The organism is Nannocystis punicea, assembly GCF_026965555.1.
GTDB classification, from domain to species: domain Bacteria; phylum Myxococcota_A; class Polyangia; order Nannocystales; family Nannocystaceae; genus Nannocystis; species Nannocystis punicea.
This window is the reverse complement of sequence record NZ_CP114040.1, coordinates 7,808,863-7,827,728: the sequence shown is the minus strand read 5'-3', so window position 1 is coordinate 7,827,728 and position 18,866 is coordinate 7,808,863. Positions and strand designations below refer to the sequence as shown.

The following is an 18,866-nucleotide window of genomic DNA, read 5'->3' as shown; positions in this document are numbered from 1 at the left end:
ACTCGAGGTCTCACCTTCATGCGTCGCGGGGCCGCTGGGCGATCGCGGCGCGGTGATCCTGGCCGGGGAGCCACGGGATCATCGTCGCGTGGACGAGGTCCTCGCCGAGGATGAACAGGACGTCTTGCGGCGAGTTGGTGCCGGTCGCGGCGAACATCGTCCGGATCTCCGGGACCGCGAGCACCTCCACGCCGGACGCCAGGGCGCGGGCCAGCAATTCAGGGCCGAGCGGCCACGGGCGCGCGCGGGCGATCACTGCGGCGTCGAGCTCGGACGGCGGGCGAGCGCGGTGGACGAAGAGGGTCGCGGCGTGCGGCAGATAATGGTCGGCGCCTCCCCGCGGCTGGGAGAGCCTTGCGATCCGATCGTAGATCGCGTGGAGCGGGGCGGGGAGCTTGGGCTCGAAGCCGTTGTAGTTGCGGAGCTCGCGGACGCTGCCGTCGGGCAGGCGGGCGCGCAGGATCAGCACGCTCGCGTCGGCGACGCAGAGCTGCGTGCGCCCCCTGGGGATGCAATCGTCTTCGTGGCTGTGCAGTCGCGTCACGCCGAGCTGCCGCACGTGCTCGAGGTGGTCCTCGGCGACCCGTTCGAACATGTGATACTGCAACAGGCCGCGTCGGTGCCGCGAGCCGTCCTGGAAGAGGACGGTGCCGTCGCGGTAGAGCGTGAAGCTCGGCACGCGGCCGTACGGATGAGCCGGGTCGATGGCCGAGCCGACCGCAAAGGTCGGCTCCTCCTCGAGCTGGAGGAGGACATCGGCCTGCGTGAGCGACCAGGCCGGCTCGGTCTCGGGTAGCGACGGCGCCGGCTCCGGGGACGCGGGCGCCGTCGACGGCGAGGAGGCACAAATGGGGGCCGGCGGCGGGACGGTCGTCGGCGGCTGCGCGGGTGGGGGACGCGTCACGCAGCCGAGGAGACCCAGAGCGAGGAGCGGGAGGACTCGCATGCGAGCGGGGGACAAGCGGGCCGCGGAGAGGTTCCACCGGACCGTGGGCGCCGAGGTCTCGGGGAGGTCCGCAACGCATGAACGTGATGCCGCGGCCGAGGACGGTCACCGCAGCGCCGGGGGGCTTCATGGTTCGCACGAATGGTCTGCGGTCGGCGCGACTTCACGCCGCGAACAATCGGCGCGAGGCGACCGATCGACTCGCCGGAGGTCGGTACTTCACCGGCCGCCATGAACCTCGCCCGCTGTCTCGGTCCGTTCGCCGCCGCGCTCCTCGCCGTGCTCCCTGCGAGCGCGGCCGCCCGGGATCCCTCGCACGCGCCTTCCGAGGGTCCTGCGCCGGCGCCTGCCGTCCTGACCACGACCGCGGCGACTCCCGTTCCATCCTCTCCCGCAGCAGCCGGCAGTCGCTGCCAGGACGCGCGCGAGGTGGCGTGGATCCGCCGCTGCCGGCCCGAGCGCAACACCTTCGAGCTGGGCGCCTTCGCGGGGGTGTTCTTCACCGGAGGCGGCGCCCACGAGCTGTTCGATCCGCACCGACAGCTGGCGTCGCTGCAGGACGGCGATCCCGCGTCGATGTTCTTCAAGCCGTACCGGACCGCGGCGCCGCAGTTCGGCGGGCGCTTCGGCTTCTATCCGCTGGCGTTCCTCGGCGGTGAGATCGAGGCGGCCGCGATGCCGACGCGGATCGTCATCGACGGCCAGCCGCGGGACCGCGCGATCCTCTTCAACTTCCGCGGCAACCTGATCGCGCAGCTGCCGTTCTGGCGCGTCGCGCCGTTCGTGCTGGTCGGCGGCGGGGGCCTCGGCACCACCGGCGCGCTCGGGCACGACATCGATCAATCCGTGCACTTCGGCGGCGGGGTCAAGCTGTTCCTGTCGCACCGCGCGCTGCTGCGGCTCGACGTGCGCGACGTGGTGGCGGCGCGGCGGCGGGTCGACGCGGGCGCGGTCAGCTACCCGGAGATCCAGCTCGGAGTGTCGGCGCTGCTGGGGCGCAAGTCGCCGACGCGGCGGCCGGAGAAGGACAGCGACGGCGACGGCTTCCTCGACCGCGGCGACGCCTGCCCGTTCGAGCCCGGGACCGCGCCGGACGGGTGCCCCGAGCGGGACCGCGACGGAGATGGCTTTTTGGACAGCCGCGACCTCTGCCCCGACGTCCCCGGGATCGCGCCGGACGGGTGCCCCGAGCGGGACCGCGACGGAGATGGCTTTTTGGACAGCCGCGACCGCTGCCCCGACGTCCCCGGCGTCGCGCCCGACGGCTGCCCGATCCCGGACAGCGACGGCGACGGGATCTTCGACGACGTCGATCAGTGCATTCACGAGCCCGAGACCCGCAACGGGCTCCGCGACGACGACGGCTGCCCCGACGACCTCGAGCCGGTGCGGCCGATCATCGGCGTGATTCGCGGGATCTACTTCGACCTCGACAGGGACACGATCAAGCCGCGCTCGCGGCCGGTGCTCGATCGGGCCGTCAGCGTGCTGAAGGAGCACACGAGCCTGAAAATCGAGATCTCCGGCCACACCGACAGCACCGGCGGGATCGAGTACAACCGCGACCTGTCGCGCCGCCGCGCCGAGTCGGTCCGCCGCTACCTGGTCGAGCACGGCGTCGACGCGGCGCGCCTCACCACCCGCGGGGCCGGGCCCGACGAGCCGCTCGACACCAACCGCACCGCGGCCGGTCGCGCGAAGAATCGCCGCATCGAGTTCCTGATCCTGGTGCAGTGATGATTGGCGGGTGATGATTCGGCGAGCGACGAGTACGCTCGCTCATGGCTGTCGCACCTCGCCCCGACCCGCGCGATGGGCCTCGAGGTGCGCGGCGAACCGCGTCAGATGGTCGAACGAGCGATGCACCAGGGTGAGCGCCTCTTCGTACATCGCTGGTTCGTAGCTGATGGCGTCGAGCGCCTTGGTGGTCGACTCGGTGAAGACGTCGTGCTCATGACCATCTACCTGTCGCCCGAGGCCTACTCCGTGTTGCCGTCACGGAACGCGGCCGGCGGGCTTGAACCGTGAAATCAGCGAGGCACACGATGACGCGAACGATGGTCGAACTCAAGGCGGAGCGAGCATTCGCTCGTAGGCATCGGACGGCAGCCCGGCGGCACGCATGAAGCTCAGGACGCGGTCGCGGACGTCCGCGTCATCCCGCGCATAGCCGGCGACCGGTGCGTAGATCGTGGGCTTGGGCCCGGGCACCCCCTCCACCCACGACAGACAGGTGAACACCGGCCTGGCGCCGAACGGCCGCGCCGAGCCGAGCATCGCCCGACAGAACGCCGACGCGCTCCCGGGGCTGTACTCGCGCGTGCCGGCCAGGGTGGCCTCGATCTCCTCGGCCGTGGCGTGGTGGTGGCGGACGTAGACCTTGGCGCGCGTCGTGGGGCTGTCGTCGAGATCGAGCGAGAAGTACGTCAGCTCGTCGGCCTCGCCCCGGGCCGCCCGCCGCACGACCTCGTCCCACGCGTCCGGGCGGCCGAGTCGGCGCAACGCGGCCTCGACGACCTCGCCTGCGCACTCGCGTCCGTGGAGCTGGGGATTGAAGTACACCTTCACGGAGATCGGGCGGCCAGGGGAAAACTCGAGCGCGTGCCAGCGCGAGAACCTGCCCGATGGGGCAGTCGACTGAAACAGGTCTTCCACCCGCCGGAGGCGCTCGGCGCGAAGATTCAGCCGCCGCACGAGCTGCTCCGTCATCGCCACGCAGGCGGTGTGCGTGGTCGCCAGGGTGGCGTCCGGGCCCGGCGTCTCCATCAAGACCCGCAGCTGTTGCTCGCGTCCGGCGAGGGAGACCGAGAATTCGAACGGCGTGTGATCGTCCGAGACGTCCGATGGGAAGCGCACCCCTTCACGTCGGTCGTGGTCGGCGTGCGGCCCCAGGACGAATGTCATGGGCTCGAAGAGCTCGTCCGCTCGATCTGCCAGGTTCAAGGCGCGACATAGAGAGCCGAGTTGAGCTCGCCCGAGCCGAAGCAATGACAGGTCATTCTCGCTCGAATTTCCCATAAGTCCGTACAACCCCGCGCGGGTCGAATGAAGCTTGTATTCGTGCTTCGGTCGGAGTCGGATGATGTCGCGCTCCGCGGTTTTCCAATGCTGACGAGGGTGGGACTCTACCACGGGCTCTGGTGAAGAGGAAGCGCGCGGTCTCAGCGGTGTGGTGAGAAATGACTGTTGATAGCGCGCCGGCTCAATATCAATCACCGGAGGCCCATCCGTTCGCCCCAGCGGGGCCATTCGCAGGTGGCGCGCCTGGATGAATGGGGCGGGTTCACGCGCGCGCGGCTCGGACGTTACACGCCGTCGCACGCGATTCGGCAGCGGGCTCATCGGAGCCTCCATGGGCCAGGTACCGGCTTGTCGCAGAGCCTGCACACGACGTCGTCGCGCGTACTCGACGGCGCTGGCCCGAGCTCGCGCCATGGACGCAGGCGTGCACGATCGGGGGCGCGCTCGCATCCTTGCCCTCACTGCCGTCGCCACCAGGCGTGCCGCCATCGGTAGGGGCTCTCGTGGATGTCTCGATCCCGTCGCTTTGAGGCGCGAGTGTGGTCCTATGATCGATCCATGGCGTCCTTGCGGACCGAACCGGGCGGCGGTGACGAGCGCCCCCCCTTTTTAAAGGGGTCGCGAATCCGCGCCGTGGCGGGCGCCGTTCGCTTATCCTGCGCGGCGCGCATGACGACCCTGACCGCTCGCACGCTGCGGACCGCGACGTTGCCCCCTGTGCCCGCATCGCCGGGACATCCGCACCTCCTGCTCTGGCACCCGAGCGAGAAGCAGCTGTGGCTGCTCGTCCTCGGCCGGCAGCAGCTCTGGCGCGTCGGGGCCGACGGCGCCGGTACGCTGGTCGGGGCCAACGAGGTGCTCGGCCTGCCGCCCAAGTTCCCCGCGTCGTATCTGCACACTCAGGCGTTCTACTTCGACACCGCCCGCGAGGCGCCGGTGTGGCTGTTCTCGACCTACGCCGACGGCTTCGGCGCCGGTCTGCTGCTGGGAGCGTGGAACGGCCGCACGTTCGAGCCCGTGGCGCAGGAGAACGGGATCCAGGTCGCCTCGAGCGACAGCTTCGTGTTCGACCCGGCGCGCGGCGTGCTCGTGCACTTCGTCGGTCAGCGGGACATGAGCCTGGAGATCGAGGCGCAGCGAAAGACCCGCGGCGGGTTGACCGTGCGCGAGCTCGGCGTCGACGGCGTGTGGCGCGACGTCGGGTCGCCGCTCGCGGAGGCCGGGACGTACGAGACGTATGCGGGCTGGGACGGGCGGCGCGAGCTCGCGGTGTTCATCGACAACGACACCTGCGCGACGCACGGCTGGGACGGGCGGGCCTGGCACGCGCTCGGCGAGCTGCCGACGTTGCCGTGGAAGCCCAACACGCTCGCCCAGGCGCCGCGCGGCGGGGATCTGCTGTATCTGCACAACCAACGGTCGACGCGAGATCACGAGGCATTGTTGTGGGAGCTCGGCGACGACGGCTGGTCGCGGCGCGAGGCTGGCGCCCTCGAAGCGTACGGCGGGGCCGCGTACGACGGCGATCGAGACACCACGTTCGTCTACGGCCCGTGGTTCGGCCCGGGCACGGTGGCGACGACGCTGGCGCGGTACGACGGGGAGCGGCTGGTGCCGGCAGGCCAACCGGTGCCCGCGATCGCGGCGGCGAGCACCGGCGGCCCTGTGCTGTTCTGGGGCACGCAGGGGTCCCCTCACGGCGACTTCTCGCGCGCAGCGCAGCGGCCTTACAAGTCGGCGGCGGTCTCGGCCCTGGTCGAGGGCGAGCTGCAGCTGCTGGCGCCGTCGCCCCCGGCGCTCGCGCTGGTCGCGGACGCGGGCGGCTGCTTCGCGGTGGGGTTCTCGGGGGAGCTGTTTCGCCTCGCCGGCGAATGTTGGCAGCGCGTCGCGGAGGGGCCGGCGCAGTTCGTCGAGCGCGACACCACGAATGTCGGCAGCGACGGAGACGGGCGGATCTTCCTCGTCGGCGGCGAGCCGGTGCGCGGCGCCAAGCGCCTCGGCGACACGTGGCTGTTCGATGGCGAGCGGTGGGCCGAGGTGCCGGCGAAGGGCGCGGCGCCGGCCGCCACGGAGGCCAAGGTGGCGTTCGATCGCTCGCGCGGGGCGTGGATCGTCGTCGGCGGCACGCTCAAGAATTACGTCGCCAGCCCGAAGACATACGAGTGCGACGGCGAGGAGTGGGCGAGCTTCGCCGCGGACTTCGGCGACGGCGTGCAGTCCCTGCTCGGCGGGGCGCTGCTGCTCGCGTTCGATTCGGCGTCAGCGACGCTGTTCCTGGTCGGCTACCCCGATTACGCCCCGGAGCCGTGGCTGTACGTCTATCGCGGCGCGGGCGTGTGGCAGCGTCTGGCGACGCTCGAGTCGGCCGACGGCATCGCCGCGCTCGCCTACGATTCGATGCGCCGGGTGCTCGTGACGGCCGGCGCGGGCTGCCTCGGCGAGTACGAGGTGGCGGCGTTGCTCGACTCGGCGGCCGCGGCGGGTGGCTCGGCCGCGCGGGAGGACCGCGCGACCGAGGAGCCGGCCGCGACGCCGACAGCGGGGCGAGCTGGCCGAAAGGTCAGCCGCCGCCGCCGAAGCAGCTGAGCTCGGGCGGGAAGGTGTATTTCTCGACGGTGAAGTCGAAGGTCGCGTGGAGCGGCTCGTCGTGGGGCGGGTTGCCGCCGTGGACGTTGGCGCCGAGCTCGCCGGCGAAGTGATTGTCGGCGTTGTCGGTGAGGGTGATGACGCCGTCGGAGCCGATGAGATCGGCGATGTACGTGTAGCCGCCGCCGCCGTTGGCGGTGGAGAGCCACTCGACGGCGATCAGGCTGGCGATGTCGCCGGAGCTGTCGACCGCGAAGTCGATGCGCAGCGACTCGAGGCCGTCGTCGATCTCGCGCATGGTCTTGACGGTGACGGTGCGGCTGCCGTCCTCGGCGTCGGCGTAGATGCCGAAGCCGCTCATGTCGATCGGGAAGGTCGCGGTGGTGCCGAGGATCTCGAGCTCGACGCTGCCGTCGCCGAGGCCGGAGGTGCTGTCCGGATAGTCGTAGGTGCCGCGCAGGGCGGCGAAGGTGCCGAGCTGGAAGAAGCTCTGGGAGATCGTGGTGTCGGTGACCTTGCAGGCCTCGACGATCCAGAACGCGTCGTCCTCGGGGGCGTAGCGGCCGAGGGAGATCCGAGCGTCGGTGACGGGGCGCGGCAAGATCAGCTCGACCGGCTGAGCGAAGGCGACGTCGTCCGGAGTGAAGCGAAACACCGGCGAGGCGAACTCCTGCTCGAACGGCGGGTCGACGGGCGGATCGACGACTTCGATGCCGAACACGACGTCCTCGGCGACTGCGTCGGTGGGGACGCGCAGGGTGGCGCCGCACAGCGAGAGCTCGCCGCCGGCGGGGCCGAAGGTGCCGCTCACCGGCGGGCACTCCTGGCCCGCCGAAGTGGTGTCGACGCCGGTGGTATCGACAGTGGTGGTCTCGCCGGTGGTGTCGACGGTGGTGGCGACGGTGGTGGCGGTGTCGCCGGTGGTGGTGTCGACGCCGGTCGTGGTTGTCGGCTCGTCGACGGTGGTCGACGGAGCGGTCGTGGTGGTCGTCGGTCCGGCGTCGGTCGAGCTGCCGTCGGTGGTCGAGCCCGGGTCGGTGCAGGCGGCGAGGAGCAGGCAGAGGGAAAGGGGGAGGGGGAAGCGATGCGTAAGTGGCATGCGTCGCTTGTAGCCGAGGACCGCTCCGCGGGCACTGCGCTCCGGGGCGAAGCAGCGAGCCGCGCGTGGGATTCGCGCGGGGGCGATCGCCGCGCGAGGCGCTCGCTCGCGCGGGGACGAGCTCGCGCAGGCGCTCCTGCGGGCGCGTACGGGCGCGCGGAACGAAAGATGTCTCGAGGGACATGTCGGTGACGGCTGTCCGCGGCGACCGGGACGAGGCGCGGGTCGCTCGAGCGCGTGAGGTCGCATACGCTCACGGCATTGAAATGTGCGACGCGGGAGTCGCCAATGTGTAGAGCAAGAAGTCGACGGGACGCGACGGAGCTTCGCCCGGCAGCGGGCGCGACGCGAGGGTCGTCGTGGACGCGAGGTCGTGACCGGCCAAGACAAAGTGCCCGCGTCGCGGGACGCGGGTCTCGGCGTGGTCATGGGATTGCGCGTCCACAGCCCGCGTCGCGGGACGCGGGGCCGGGTCGCGGTCAGGCGCTCACGGGGCGAAGAAGTTGTGGGCGATGTACGGGGCGCCGAAGGCGTTGGCGCCGTTGGACAGGGCGACCCACACGTCGGCGTTCTGGTCCTGCGTGAAGGCGATGATGTCATCGAGGCCGTCGCCGTTGACGTCGCCGGCGGTCAGGGTGTCGTTCCAGTCGCCGAAGGACGAGCTCCACAGGGCGGAGGCGAAGTTGCTCGCGCCGTTCGAGGTGCCGACGTAGACGTTGTAGAAGCGATCGAAGGTGGCGATGTCGGCGCGAGCGTCGGCGTTGAAGCGGCCGACCGCGGGGACCTCGCCGGCGGGGGCGAACCAGGTGTTCCACACCGCGGCGGCGCCGAAGCTCGAGCCGTTGGAGAGGGCGACGACGGCCTGGGCGCCGTTCATGCCCTGGGTGAAGGTGACGAGGTCGGCGCGGCCGTCGGCGTTGAAGTCGGCGAGCATCGGCGTCTCGCCCTCGGGGGCGAAGTACTCGTGCCACTTGGTCCTGGCGCCGAAGCCCGCGCCGGTCGAGAGCATGACGTGGACGTCGCCGGTGCCGTCGGCGGCGAACAGGACGGCGTCCTCGCGGCCGTCGCCGTTGACGTCGGCGACGCGGCCGATGTCGTCGATGTCGGCGGTGCCGACGCTGCTGTTGTAGATGCTGCCGTTGAAGTCGTAGCCGCGCGAAAGGGCGACCCACACCTGGCTCTCGGTGAAGGCCCAGATGTCGTCGCGGCCGTCGCCGTTGAAGTCGCCGACGGCGCCGGCGTGGCCGCGGTGGGCGAACCAGTCCTGCCATAGCTGGCCGGCGCCGAAGCTGCTGCCGTTGGAGAGGGCGACGTAGACGTCGAGCGGCCCCGTGCCCGAGTCGCCGTGGGTGAAGGTGATGATGTCGTCGCGGCCGTCGCCGTTGACGTCGCCGACGGCGGGGGTCTCGTGGATGACGCTGCGCAGCCATCGATGCAGCCGCTGGCTGCTGATCTTGGTGTAGATGCCGGGCTTGCCGGGACGGGCGCATCCATCGCCCCAGCTGACGACGCCGAACTGCTGCAGGCCGGTGGCGGTCCAGGCCATGAGCGGGCCGCCGCTGTCGCCCTGACAGGAGTCCTTGCCGCCGGCGGTTGGACCGGCGGCGACGTGGACGGCCGGGTTGTAGCGGCCGCCGTAGACGCTGGCCTGGGCGGCGTAGGTGTCGGTGAGGACCGGCACCTGGACCTCCTGCAGGTGGTTGGTGCTCGGGCCGAGCTCCCACAGATCGCCCCAGCCGATCACGGTGGCGAGGGCGTTCGGCATCCACGAGATCCGGTCGCTGCCGGTGTGCGGCGCGGCCAGCTCGAGCGGGGTGCGCGTCGACGGCGAAGACAGCTCGAGCAGCGCGAGGTCGTTGTCGGAGTCGCCGGCCTCGGTCTCGTAGCGCGGGTGGACGACGATCCGCGTGACGTTGCGGGTCTCGCCGGTCGCAGTGTTGAGGAGATCGGTGCGGCCGATGACGGTGGTGAAGCTGCCTGGCGCGCGACCTTCGACGCAGTGCGCTGCGGTCAAGACCCAGCTCGGGGCGACGAGGCTGCCGCCGCAGAAGTGGCCGAAGCCGGGGCGGTTGAGCGAGACCATGAAGGGATACTCGCCCTCGCTGGCCGGGCCGCCGCCGACGATGCTCTGCGGCCGGAGGGCGGCGGCGAGGTCGAGGCCGCCGGTCGAGGCGAAGCCGCCGTCGGCCTGGTCGTCGGCCTCGTCGTTCTCGAGCTCGAGGGCCTCCCCGGCGCTCAGGTCGTCGGGGTCGTCGCAGGCGGGGAAGGCGAGGAGGATGGCGGTGGGGAGGATGATGCGGGAGTTCATGACAATTGCTCGTGCGCTTTCGGACATGATTGTTCGGACATGGTGAAGTGGACACGTGCACCGCCGGCCGTGACGCTGCGGGCGCAGGCGCGGGTCGGGATCGTGAGTGGCGCTCCCGAAGAGGAGCGGCCCTGCGAGCCGAAGCCGGCGCGACGCGGCGGTCGGCGGGGCTCGGTCCTGGTTCGCCGGGTCAACGCCGGGCGGGCTGCATCTTCCCGGCGCGGCGAAGATTTTTTTCGCGGTCGCCGGCGCGCATCGACGCGAGGTGGCTCGGTCGATCCCCTGGCTGCGCCGAGCGAGACCCGGAGCAGCACAGGGGCTGCGTCAGCGCGGCGAGAGGAGGCTCCGCAGGTGGGCCCGCGGGGCGTCGAGGTCGTGCAGGCGGCCCTTCCAGGCGAAGGTCTTCGGGGCGGCGAGGGTGACGAGGACGCCGACGAGGACGAGCGGGCGCAGGTAGTAAGCGCGGTGCGGCGCGGGGACCTCGAGCGCGCGTACGAGGCCGTAGATCAGCGGGCCGAAGGCGAGGAAGGCGAACACCCGCGTGGTGTCCTCGGTGAAGAAGGTCGCGCCGAGAGCGAGCGCCTGGGTGATGAGGAGGCCGAGGACGGCCCGCGGCGCGAGGCGACGCAGCACGAGCAGGAGGGAGGGCAGCCAGACGAAGTGGGCGAAGGAGAGGGTGTAGAGGATCGGCCAGCCGGGATCGGTCCAGTAGCGGAGGAGGACGGGGAGCGGGTGCGCGGCGGCGGCGGCGAAGCGATCCTCGGCGAGGCCGATCCCGCAGAGGTGCAGGGCGAGCTTGCAGGTGACGGCGCCGACGAGGAGGCCAGCGAGGACCGCGAGGGCGCGCGGGCGGGCGCGCGGCTCGGCGAAGGCGAACCACAGGACGATCGCGCTGGCGCACAGGACGAGCCACATGGGCAGGTGGGTCCACGCGCCGAGGGCGGCGATCCCTGCGCACGCGAGAGGGTGGCGCGCGAACAACAGGGTGATGGTCAGGAGGTAGGTGAGGGCGTCCGGGTGACAGGTCCAGCTGTGGGCGATCATCGCCGCAGGGTGGAAGGTCGCGACCAGGACGACGAGGGCGAGGTCGGCGAGAGACAGACGGCGCGAGGCGACGACGACGAGGCGGGCGAGGCCGAGCCAGAAGAAGCTCAGGACGAAGAAGCGGAAGACGTCGATGTCGCCGGTGAGGCCGAGGGCGCGGGCGAGGCCGACGTGCAGCAGCGATTCGCGGTAGTAGGGGCCGTGCTCGGCGGGCGCGAACGGTGCGGCCGCCAGGCGGAAGTAGAAGGTGCCGCCGTTGCCGAGGCCGTAGGTGGCGAGGCCGGCGACGATCGCGGCGAGGACGAGCAGCACCCGCGCGAGCCGCTGGCGGGCGGAGCTGGCGGGTGCGGCGGTCGTCGACACTGCGGCGGCGAGGCTAACAGAAAATCGCGCGAGAAAGGGCAGGGCGGTCGGCATCGCGTGGGTGGGGCGTGCCGAGGAGCGATTGATAGGATGTCCCTCGGGACAGGTTGAACGGGCAGCGTCGAGCGTGGAGCCGCCGGGGTGCTGCGGTCACCACCAGTGCACGTTGATCAGGACGTCGGTGCAGTCGGACGCGTGCGCGGCGAGGTCCTGCTGCAGCCCGGCGAACCTGCGGCCGAGGTGCTCGTAGTCGATGTCGCCGAGCCACTGCTGCGCGCACGGGTTGGGTTGGGCGGCGAGCAGCGCGGCGACCTCGTCGACGACGAGGCGCAGCTCGGCCAGCGGCCACGGGGCGGACCAGGCGTACCAGTCGTCCTCGCGCGTGACCAACTCGTCGATCAGCGCGACGACGTCGATCCACGGCTGCGGCCGCTCGACCAGGTCGTGCGCGAGCCACGGCAGCAGCGCCTGGTAGAAGTCCCGGACCCGCATCTCGCAGGCGTCGCTGGCGCGCGGGAGCTCGAAGTCGAGGCAATAGCGGCCGCGCGGGAACGGGTCGTCGCCGCCGTCGCGCCGGCCAAGACTGCTGCGATAGCGCGCGAGCGGCTCGGGCACGCGCGGGGTGCCGCGCTGAGCGTGGGCCTGGAGTTGGCGGGGGTCGAGGCGCTGCTTCATGCGGGGTCGCAGTATGGCACGTTCGCGCCGCGCGAAGGCTCCTGCGCTCGGAGGCGCGAGGCCGAGCCTAGGGCGCGTCGGCTGGCTGGGGTGGCAGGCGGGCTGCGAAGGCTGAAAGGTCGCTCCACGAGATCGTGCCGTTGATTCGCGCTTCACCGAGCGGCTGGATATCGATCAAGGTCCGCAACAGGGCCGGCCACGAATCCGCGCTGTCGATATTGAGATAGAGGCGCCGTCCGAGCGGTCCGACGCCCGGCGAGAGGCTCCATCCGTGTCTGGGGTCGGCCACCACGGGGGCCGCGCGACCAGGGCGGGCTGCGACGATCACGGGATCGTCGTCCTTCAGGGTCGGGACGTCGCCGTAGCGCATGAGCCTGTCGTGGAATTCTCGCTCGGCGGTCGCGCCGTCGTCCGTTCCGAAGTAGTCGCCGAACTCGGTGAGTTGCAGCAGCTCGCGGATGCTCTCGAATTCTTTGTCTTCGTAGCAACCATCGACGAGGATGACGAAGGGGATCTGGCTCTCCTCGAGGCGATGGTGCACCTCGGCGACGGTCACGAGGCCGGGGACCTGCGGCGGGAGCTCGGTCTCGATCGCCTGGGCCACGCGCACGAGCTGTTCGAGGTTGGAGCCGTGCATCGGGTGCTCGGGTCGCTCGAGCTGGTGCGTCACGGCTGCTGCGGAGAAGACCTCGCGCTTCAGGTCGCCGGTGTAGTCGCCCATGACGAGGACTTGCTGGCCGAGGCCGACGGGCATCGCGTGACCGAAGTAATAGAAGACCAGCAAGGCGGGTCGGGTCGCGCGTGCGCGCTCGACGAGCTGATCGAGCGCGCGGCGCACGTCGCCGGCGGTCAGTTCGCCGGGCACGAGCTCGACGAGCGATTCACCACCGGCACGCCGCAGCGTCTGCGCCACCAACTCCGCGCCGTTCGCCCCCGGCAGGTTTCCGTGGAGCCGGTAGCGCTCGCCGGCGATGACCGCGAATGCGAACCGCTCCAGCGGCTCGGTACGCGGCGGGGCGACCGCCGGGGCGTCCTGCGGATCGCTTGCGACCACGGGCAGCAGCCGGACGTCGCTCCCGTCGCCGAGCTGCGCGGCGACAAACTCGACCGAAGACAGCTCGTATGCCAGCACGGCGCCGGCGTTGCCCTTGAGGACGATGGTCGGGCCGTCGTGGACGACCTCCGGCGCGCGGGCGGTCGTCAGCCGCTGGTACAGGGACTGCCACGCCGCGTCGCCGCTGCGCCGCGGGGCGAAGGCGAGCTGGGGCACGGCCTCGAAGGTCCTGGTGATGATGGTCAGCGCGGCGCCCCGCTTGCGCTGCTCGGTGACGTCCGGGTCGGCCTCGATGCGCTTGCGCAGGGCAGACCCCGCGACTTCGCGGACGACGAGGTCGTCCAGGCGCAGCTCGATGTCGGCCGCCGCGAGCTCGTCATCGCTGACGGCGAGGCCGAGGCTGCTCGCCAGTCGCCGCGACGGCTCGACGCGGAGCGCCACGACGGGCGACCTGCTGGCGACGATCTCGGACTCGTCGATGTGGAGGCGGGTCGCCAGGAGGTGTCGATCGTCGGGAGCACGCGCGAGGACGGTGCCCAGGTCCCGCGCGGGCAAGGCAGGGATGTTGAGGTGCAGGTGGTCGGGCGAGCGCTGGAAGAGCCTGGCCAGTTCGCCGCGGAGATCCTGGGGCGGCGCGGGCGGCTCCGTATTTGGCTCCGCCGCCGGACCATTGCTCCGCTCGATCACTTGCCACGCGACGATGCCGAGGACGAGCGCCGCGACCACGAGCCACGGGGTGATCACGCGAGGTGCGGGGGATGGCAGCGCGGGCTCCGGCGGGGGCAGTTCGACGCCGAACGGGGCGGCCAGCGCGAGGAGCTGGGTTCGACGCGCGGGGAACTTCGCCTGCAGGGCGCGCAGTACGGGGGCGTGGAGGTTGCGTGTCCCGATCGCATCGACCAATCGATCCGCGATCTCGTTGGGGGTCGCCGAACCGGCGGGGATGATGTCGGCGAGCTCGGGCAAGGCGCGGCGGATCCACGGCCGCAGATCCTCGCCCTTGAGCAACTCGACCCATAAGGAGTGGAGGGCCTGACTCATCGCCGGACATTGTACCGCCGGGCGAAGCCTCGGAGGTCGTCCGGAAGGATCCGCGGCCGTCGTGCATGTCCGATCCAGGCGAACATTGTTGCGGCCGCGCGCGGCGGGAGGAGGGGTCCGGACGGCCCGTCAGCCTGGACGGGCGGCGCGAGGACGAGGACGGTGCTCGATTTGGATGAAGTCGACGAGGCGGTCGCCCCTGAGGAACGTGACGCCGAGGCCCGAGGGCGCGGCAGCTTGACCGCGGCGCCGCTGCGGCGCACGCTGGGGTGGTGCTGGCGAGGCGCGGCAGTCGACCGATCGTCGTGGACGGCCACGAGCTGCTCTGGTGGGTGCGGCGGCGCGGGCGGCGGCAGTGCCAGCACTGCGACGAATGCACGGTGACCCTGGCCCACGCGTCGCGCACCGGGGCGATCGTGCAGGTGTCGGTGGAGGAGGCCTGGCGCGCCGAGGTCGTGCCGATCACGCCCGGACGGGTCGCCGAGCTGGCGCGCGAGGCCCTGGGCCGCGGATGGGTGCCGGGGCAGGGCGAGGGGGTGTTCGCGTCGCTCCCGCTCGCGCCCTGACGGGCGTGCGTGGCGGCAACGGCCCGTGCACGCGGCGAATCGCCGGACTGTCCGAGGATTCACCGCGCCGTGGACAGCGGCGAATCATCGGACGTCGCCCGCGGCGGACCACCACGAATGGGTGGGGTGGGGTGCCGCGAAGGGCGGCTCACGCGGCGCACAGGCGGGCGGCCGCGGGGCGGACGAGGCCGTCGAGGCCGCGGCGCCACACCGCGGCGCGCAGCGGTGCGTCGACCACGCCGTGGCCGCGCAGGTCCGGCTCTCCGGTCCGTGAGGACATGTCCTGAAGAGCAGCTTCGGTGTGCGCCACGGCGGCGGCGAAGCAGGCCTCGGCGCGGCGGCGGTCGGCGCCGGCCTCGGCGAGGGCCCACTGGACGAAGCGCCAGCCGAGCTCGGCGTGGCGCTGCTCGTCGGCGGCGATCCGCGCCAGCAGGCGGGCGAGGGCGGGGTCCTCGGCGCGAGCGGCGGCCTCGCGCAGCTCGAGGCCGGCGAGCGTCTCGGCGACGCAGGCCTCGGCGATCGCGGCGGCGACCACGGCGTCGAGGTCGCCGACGAGGTGCGGGCGGCCGACGGGCAGCGAGCCGGGACCGACGCCTGTCCCTTCGTACAGGCTGGCCAGCGCGAAGGCGATCCGCGCGTGCTCGATCTCGTCGGCCATCGCGCGCTGGGCGTCGCTCACCAGCGCCGGCGGGGCGCCGACCGCCAGCAGCTGCAGGACGAAGGCGGCGAACGAGGCGACCGAGGCGTGCTCGGCCAGCGCGATCGCGGTCCAGTGGTCGCGCAGGCGGGCGCGCAGGGCCGGCGCGGCGACGGGGGCGGCGACGAGGCCGCGCCAGTCGTCGCGCGGAGCCGCGGGGGCGGTCACGCGGGCCGCGTCGACGACGAAGGGGCGGCCGCAATCGGTGGTGTTGCACACCCACTTGCCGTCCTCGAGCAGGCACAGGTTGCCCTCGCAGTCGGAGCCGCCGGCGCAGGTGTCCATCGAGGTGGTGCAGGCGGCGCTGACGAGGCCGTCGGAGCACGGGCCGGGCGAGGCGCCGCAGAGCTCGCCGGGGCAGTCGGCGTCGGCGGTGCAGCCGGCCGGGATGCAGCGGGTGTAGGAGCCGAGGCCGTCGCCGGCGCAGCGGCAGATCTGTCCTTCGGGGCAGTCGGCGTCGGTGCGGCAGCCGTACTCGCACACGCACGACGGGCCGGTGCCGCCGGTCTCGGTGGCGGCCAGGCCGCCGAAGAGGACGCTCTCTCGACATGACCCAAAGGGCAGCTCGGTGCAATCGTCGTCGGTGAAGCACTCGCCGGGCGAGGCGTCGGCCGGACAGTTCGAGGGCGTCGCCGGCGCCAGGCACTCGAGCTTCTCGAGCCGGTGGACGATGCCGTCGTCGCAGCGCGCGTAGCCCGAGGGCGCGGGCGGCTCGACGTGGGCCTGCATCAACGGCGCGAGCTCGCCGGCGCACGCGGCGGGATCGCCGGTGGTCGGCGCGGACGTGGCGGTCGTGGGCGCGCCGGTGCCGGTGGTCGAGCCGGTGGGCTCGCCGGTCGATTCGGTCCCGCCCTTGGTCGGCCCGCAGGCGGCGAGCCAGCCGAGGGCGGCGAACAGGGGCGCGAGGTCGAGGCGCGTGCGCAGAGGGATCATCGACTTCAGCACAGCGGGCGGCGCTGCGCCCGTCAAGCCCGCGCCGATGCGTTAGCATGCGGGCGGGATGAGCGAGCTGTGGCGAGCGCTGGCGGCCTTTCGGACCATCGTCGGCGAGGCCCACGTGCTGGCCGATCCCGAGGCGCGTCGCGCTGCCGCGCGCGCGACGTTTTCGACCACGAACGCGCCGGCCTGCGTGGTCCGGCCAGGCACGCTCGCGGAGCTGCAGGCGTGCGTGCGCGCGGCCGCGGACGCGCGGGTGCCGGTGTATCCGAGCAGCCGCGGGCGCAACCTGGGCTACGGCTCGCGGGTGCCGACGCGCGACGGGTCGGTGCTCCTCGAGCTCGCGCGGCTCGACCGGATCGGCGAGGTCGATCGCGAGCTCGGCGCGGTGGCGATCGAGCCCGGGGTGACGTTCGCGGCGCTGGCCGAGCGGCTGCGCGGATCCGGCTTCACGATCGCGCGCACCGGCGCGCCGGCGGACGCCAGCGTGCTCGCCAACGGGCTCGAGCGCGGGATCGGCCGCGGGCGCCACGGGGCCCGCGCGGAGCGCCTGTGCGGGCTCCACGTGGTGCTCGCCGACGGCTCGCTGCTGCGCACCGGCTTCGATCGCGAGCCGGACGCGCGCTGCGCCGGGCTGTCGCGCTCGGCAGCGGGACCTGGCCTCGAGAGCATGTTCTTTCAGTCACGCCTCGGGATCGTCGCGCGGGCGACCCTGTGGCTGACGCCCCGGCCGGCGTGGTCGCGGGCGCTGCGGTTCACGCTCGACCGCCGCGAGCGGCTGGCCGCGGTGGTCGACGCGCTGCGCCCGCTCAAGCTGGCCGACGCGCTGCCGGCCACGGTCTCGCTGTACAACGATCGCCGGCTGCTGACGATCGCGGGGCGGCGCCCGGCATGTCCGGAAGGACAGGCGCTCTCGCAGGCCGCGGTCGACCGCGAGAACCCGGCCGGCCCGAGCGCGCGCTGGCTCGGGCAAGTGACGGTCGACGGGCCGAGCGAGGCGGTCGGGGCGGCGGCGCTCGAGTCGGTAGAGACATGTCTGAAGGGACATGTCGACGGCTGGACCGCCCGCGTCCCCCGCGAGTCGGACGCGCTGGCGGGCGAGGACGCGCTGGCGCGGCTGTACTGGCCGCTCGGTGAGCCGCCGCCGGCGCAGCCGGACCCGCTGGCCGACGGCTGCGGCCTGCTGTGGTGCGCGCCCGTGGTGCCGGCCCGCGGGGCGGAGCTGGTGGCGACGATCGCCTGGCTCGAAGACCAGGTGATCGCGCACGGCTTCGATCCGGCCGTCAGCCTGCAGTGGGCCGAGCCGCGGGTGATCCACGTGGTGCTGGCGCTGATGTTCGACCGCCGCCGCCCCGGCGAGGACGCGCGCGCGCTGGCCTGCCACGACGCCCTGCTCCGCGGTCTGGCGGCGCGCGGCCTGCTGCCGTACCGCCTCGGCCTGCCGTCGATGCACCTGGCCGGCGGGACAGATCCGGTGTACCGGGCGACGCTGGCGAAGATCCGGCGGGCGCTCGACCCGGGCGACATCCTCGCGCCCGGCCGCTACGACCCGGACAGCTCCGGCGCAATTTTTGAAGTGTCCCAAGGGACAGGTGACGCATCGGCGGCCGCCTCGGCCACGAGCCGCGGCGGCACGGCGGCGCCGGTCTCGGGTCGTCGCTGGCAGTTCGGCCGCGTCGAGCTCACGCCGGCCGAGCGCGAGCTGCAGGCACAGCTCGGCGAAGCGCTGCAGTCGGTGGCGGCGACCCTGCCTGCGCCGCTGCGCGCGGGGGCCGCTGCCTTCCTCGACGTCGAGGCGCGCGGGCGCGGTCCGGGGGGCGTCCTGCGCAAGTTTCCGCCGCCGCTGTGGGCGTCGCTGCTGTCGCTGCGCGAGGGGCTGCCTGCGGAGCTCGCCGCCGAGGCCGGGGTGGGGCAGTCGCTCGCGCTCCTGCTGCACTTGCTCGACGATCACCTGTGCGACGGGCAGCTGGCCTGCGCGCCGGCGCTGCTGCAGCTGCGCACGCGCGCCTGGTCGCGCTTCGAGACGGCGGTGGCGCGGCTGGCCGCGGGCGAGGTCGAGATGGAGGCGTTCGCGGCGACGCAGATCGATCGTCACTTCGCCGCGGTCGATCGCGCGCGCGGGCCGATCGCGCTCGAAGCCGCGCTGGCGAGCGCGCGCGCAGAGATGGCCACGTGGACGATCGTGCCCGCCCTCTGCGCCTGGCGAATGGGGGGACCCGCCGCGCGCGATCGCATCGTCGGCGTCCTCGAGCGCCTGTTCGTCGCCTGGCGGATCGTCGACGACCTCGACGACCTCGACGACGACGCCCGCCGCGGCGCGGTCAACCTCGCGCTCTCGCTGGCGAACGATGATTGCATGGCCACGGACCGGCTCGCATCGATCCTCGATGCATTGGCGGAGCGGGCGTTCACCGAGCTCGCAAAGGCGGCTGCAGAGGCGGACGCGGGCGGCTGGTCGCGGCTCGCCGCGCAATTCCTCGCGCTCGCGCGCCCGCTCGCGCGCGGCGAATAAGCGCGCGGTCGTGGCCCG

Annotated in this window: 13 protein-coding genes; 5 read left to right on the top strand and 8 right to left on the bottom strand. The window is 72.5% G+C overall.

What is annotated here, in order from left to right; genetic code table 11:
* Nucleotides 1-16: 16 nt before the first annotated feature.
* Entirely contained in the window at nucleotides 17-904 is an 888-nt protein-coding gene (locus O0S08_RS30045) for a hypothetical protein (RefSeq protein ID WP_269032779.1), read from the bottom strand.
* Nucleotides 905-1,375: 471 nt separating this feature from the next.
* Here O0S08_RS30045 and O0S08_RS30040 point away from each other — a divergent pair, with 471 nt between their 5' ends.
* Both O0S08_RS30040 and O0S08_RS30035 read left to right on the top strand, forming a co-directional pair.
* Nucleotides 1,376-2,683 (top strand): OmpA family protein, encoded by a 1,308-nt coding sequence (locus O0S08_RS30040; protein ID WP_269032778.1) that lies wholly within the window; start codon nucleotides 1,376-1,378, stop codon nucleotides 2,681-2,683.
* A gap of 75 nt (nucleotides 2,684-2,758) precedes the next feature.
* Nucleotides 2,759-2,974 (top strand): hypothetical protein, encoded by a 216-nt coding sequence (locus tag O0S08_RS30035; RefSeq protein ID WP_269032777.1) that lies wholly within the window; start codon nucleotides 2,759-2,761, stop codon nucleotides 2,972-2,974.
* A gap of 39 nt (nucleotides 2,975-3,013) precedes the next feature.
* On the opposite strand, the gene O0S08_RS30030 is transcribed toward O0S08_RS30035, so the two are convergent.
* Entirely contained in the window at nucleotides 3,014-4,288 is a 1,275-nt protein-coding gene (locus O0S08_RS30030; protein ID WP_269032776.1) for a tryptophan dimethylallyltransferase family protein, read from the bottom strand.
* A gap of 348 nt (nucleotides 4,289-4,636) precedes the next feature.
* Here O0S08_RS30030 and O0S08_RS30025 point away from each other — a divergent pair, with 348 nt between their 5' ends.
* Nucleotides 4,637-6,553 (top strand): hypothetical protein, encoded by a 1,917-nt coding sequence (locus tag O0S08_RS30025; RefSeq protein WP_269032775.1) that lies wholly within the window; start codon nucleotides 4,637-4,639, stop codon nucleotides 6,551-6,553.
* Here O0S08_RS30025 and O0S08_RS30020 read toward each other — a convergent pair.
* The 5 genes from O0S08_RS30020 to O0S08_RS30000 all read right to left on the bottom strand — a co-directional run bounded on the left by O0S08_RS30020 (nucleotide 6,528) and on the right by O0S08_RS30000 (nucleotide 14,137).
* A complete protein-coding gene (locus tag O0S08_RS30020; RefSeq protein ID WP_269032774.1) occupies nucleotides 6,528-7,652 on the bottom strand; it encodes a hypothetical protein in 1,125 nt (374 codons plus the stop codon). The genes O0S08_RS30025 and O0S08_RS30020 overlap by 26 nt on opposite strands.
* Before the next feature lie 487 nt (nucleotides 7,653-8,139).
* Nucleotides 8,140-9,960, bottom strand: a complete 1,821-nt coding sequence (locus tag O0S08_RS30015) for a trypsin-like serine protease (RefSeq protein WP_269032773.1) — start codon at nucleotides 9,958-9,960, stop codon at nucleotides 8,140-8,142.
* A gap of 324 nt (nucleotides 9,961-10,284) precedes the next feature.
* On the bottom strand, nucleotides 10,285-11,367 hold the full coding sequence (locus tag O0S08_RS30010; RefSeq protein ID WP_269032772.1) for a hypothetical protein: 1,083 nt from the start codon (nucleotides 11,365-11,367) through the stop codon (nucleotides 10,285-10,287).
* Between the two features lie 150 nt (nucleotides 11,368-11,517).
* The gene (locus O0S08_RS30005; protein ID WP_269032771.1) at nucleotides 11,518-12,042 is read right to left on the bottom strand and encodes a hypothetical protein; all 525 of its coding nucleotides are present in this window, start codon (nucleotides 12,040-12,042) and stop codon (nucleotides 11,518-11,520) included.
* A 67-nt stretch (nucleotides 12,043-12,109) separates the two neighbouring features.
* On the bottom strand, nucleotides 12,110-14,137 hold the full coding sequence (locus O0S08_RS30000) for a hypothetical protein (RefSeq protein ID WP_269032770.1): 2,028 nt from the start codon (nucleotides 14,135-14,137) through the stop codon (nucleotides 12,110-12,112).
* Nucleotides 14,138-14,409: 272 nt separating this feature from the next.
* Here O0S08_RS30000 and O0S08_RS29995 point away from each other — a divergent pair, with 272 nt between their 5' ends.
* Nucleotides 14,410-14,703, top strand: coding sequence for a hypothetical protein (locus O0S08_RS29995; protein ID WP_269032769.1), 294 nt, complete (start codon nucleotides 14,410-14,412; stop codon nucleotides 14,701-14,703).
* Nucleotides 14,704-14,851: 148 nt separating this feature from the next.
* Here O0S08_RS29995 and O0S08_RS29990 read toward each other — a convergent pair whose 3' ends face one another.
* Nucleotides 14,852-16,333, bottom strand: a complete 1,482-nt coding sequence (locus O0S08_RS29990; RefSeq protein ID WP_269032768.1) for a ferritin-like domain-containing protein — start codon at nucleotides 16,331-16,333, stop codon at nucleotides 14,852-14,854.
* Between the two features lie 67 nt (nucleotides 16,334-16,400).
* Here O0S08_RS29990 and O0S08_RS29985 point away from each other — a divergent pair, with 67 nt between their 5' ends.
* Complete coding sequence (locus O0S08_RS29985; protein WP_269032767.1) at nucleotides 16,401-18,848, top strand: FAD-binding oxidoreductase; 2,448 nt, start codon at nucleotides 16,401-16,403, stop codon at nucleotides 18,846-18,848.
* The last annotated feature ends 18 nt before the right edge of the window (nucleotides 18,849-18,866 follow it).

What these genes read in the sequence shown, in the direction of transcription:
- O0S08_RS30030 (WP_269032776.1), bottom strand. Translation starts at nt 4,288, where the DNA reads ATGAGCCCGCTGCCGAATCGCGTGCGACGGCGTGTAACGTCCGAGCCG.
- O0S08_RS30015 (WP_269032773.1), bottom strand. Translation starts at nt 9,960, where the DNA reads ATGAACTCCCGCATCATCCTCCCCACCGCCATCCTCCTCGCCTTCCCC.
- O0S08_RS30025 (WP_269032775.1), top strand. Translation starts at nt 4,637, where the DNA reads ATGACGACCCTGACCGCTCGCACGCTGCGGACCGCGACGTTGCCCCCT.
- O0S08_RS30020 (WP_269032774.1), bottom strand. Translation starts at nt 7,652, where the DNA reads ATGCCACTTACGCATCGCTTCCCCCTCCCCCTTTCCCTCTGCCTGCTC.
- O0S08_RS30000 (WP_269032770.1), bottom strand. Translation starts at nt 14,137, where the DNA reads ATGAGTCAGGCCCTCCACTCCTTATGGGTCGAGTTGCTCAAGGGCGAG.
- O0S08_RS29990 (WP_269032768.1), bottom strand. Translation starts at nt 16,333, where the DNA reads ATGATCCCTCTGCGCACGCGCCTCGACCTCGCGCCCCTGTTCGCCGCC.
- O0S08_RS29985 (WP_269032767.1), top strand. Translation starts at nt 16,401, where the DNA reads ATGAGCGAGCTGTGGCGAGCGCTGGCGGCCTTTCGGACCATCGTCGGC.
- O0S08_RS30005 (WP_269032771.1), bottom strand. Translation starts at nt 12,042, where the DNA reads ATGAAGCAGCGCCTCGACCCCCGCCAACTCCAGGCCCACGCTCAGCGC.
- O0S08_RS30035 (WP_269032777.1), top strand. Translation starts at nt 2,759, where the DNA reads ATGGGCCTCGAGGTGCGCGGCGAACCGCGTCAGATGGTCGAACGAGCG.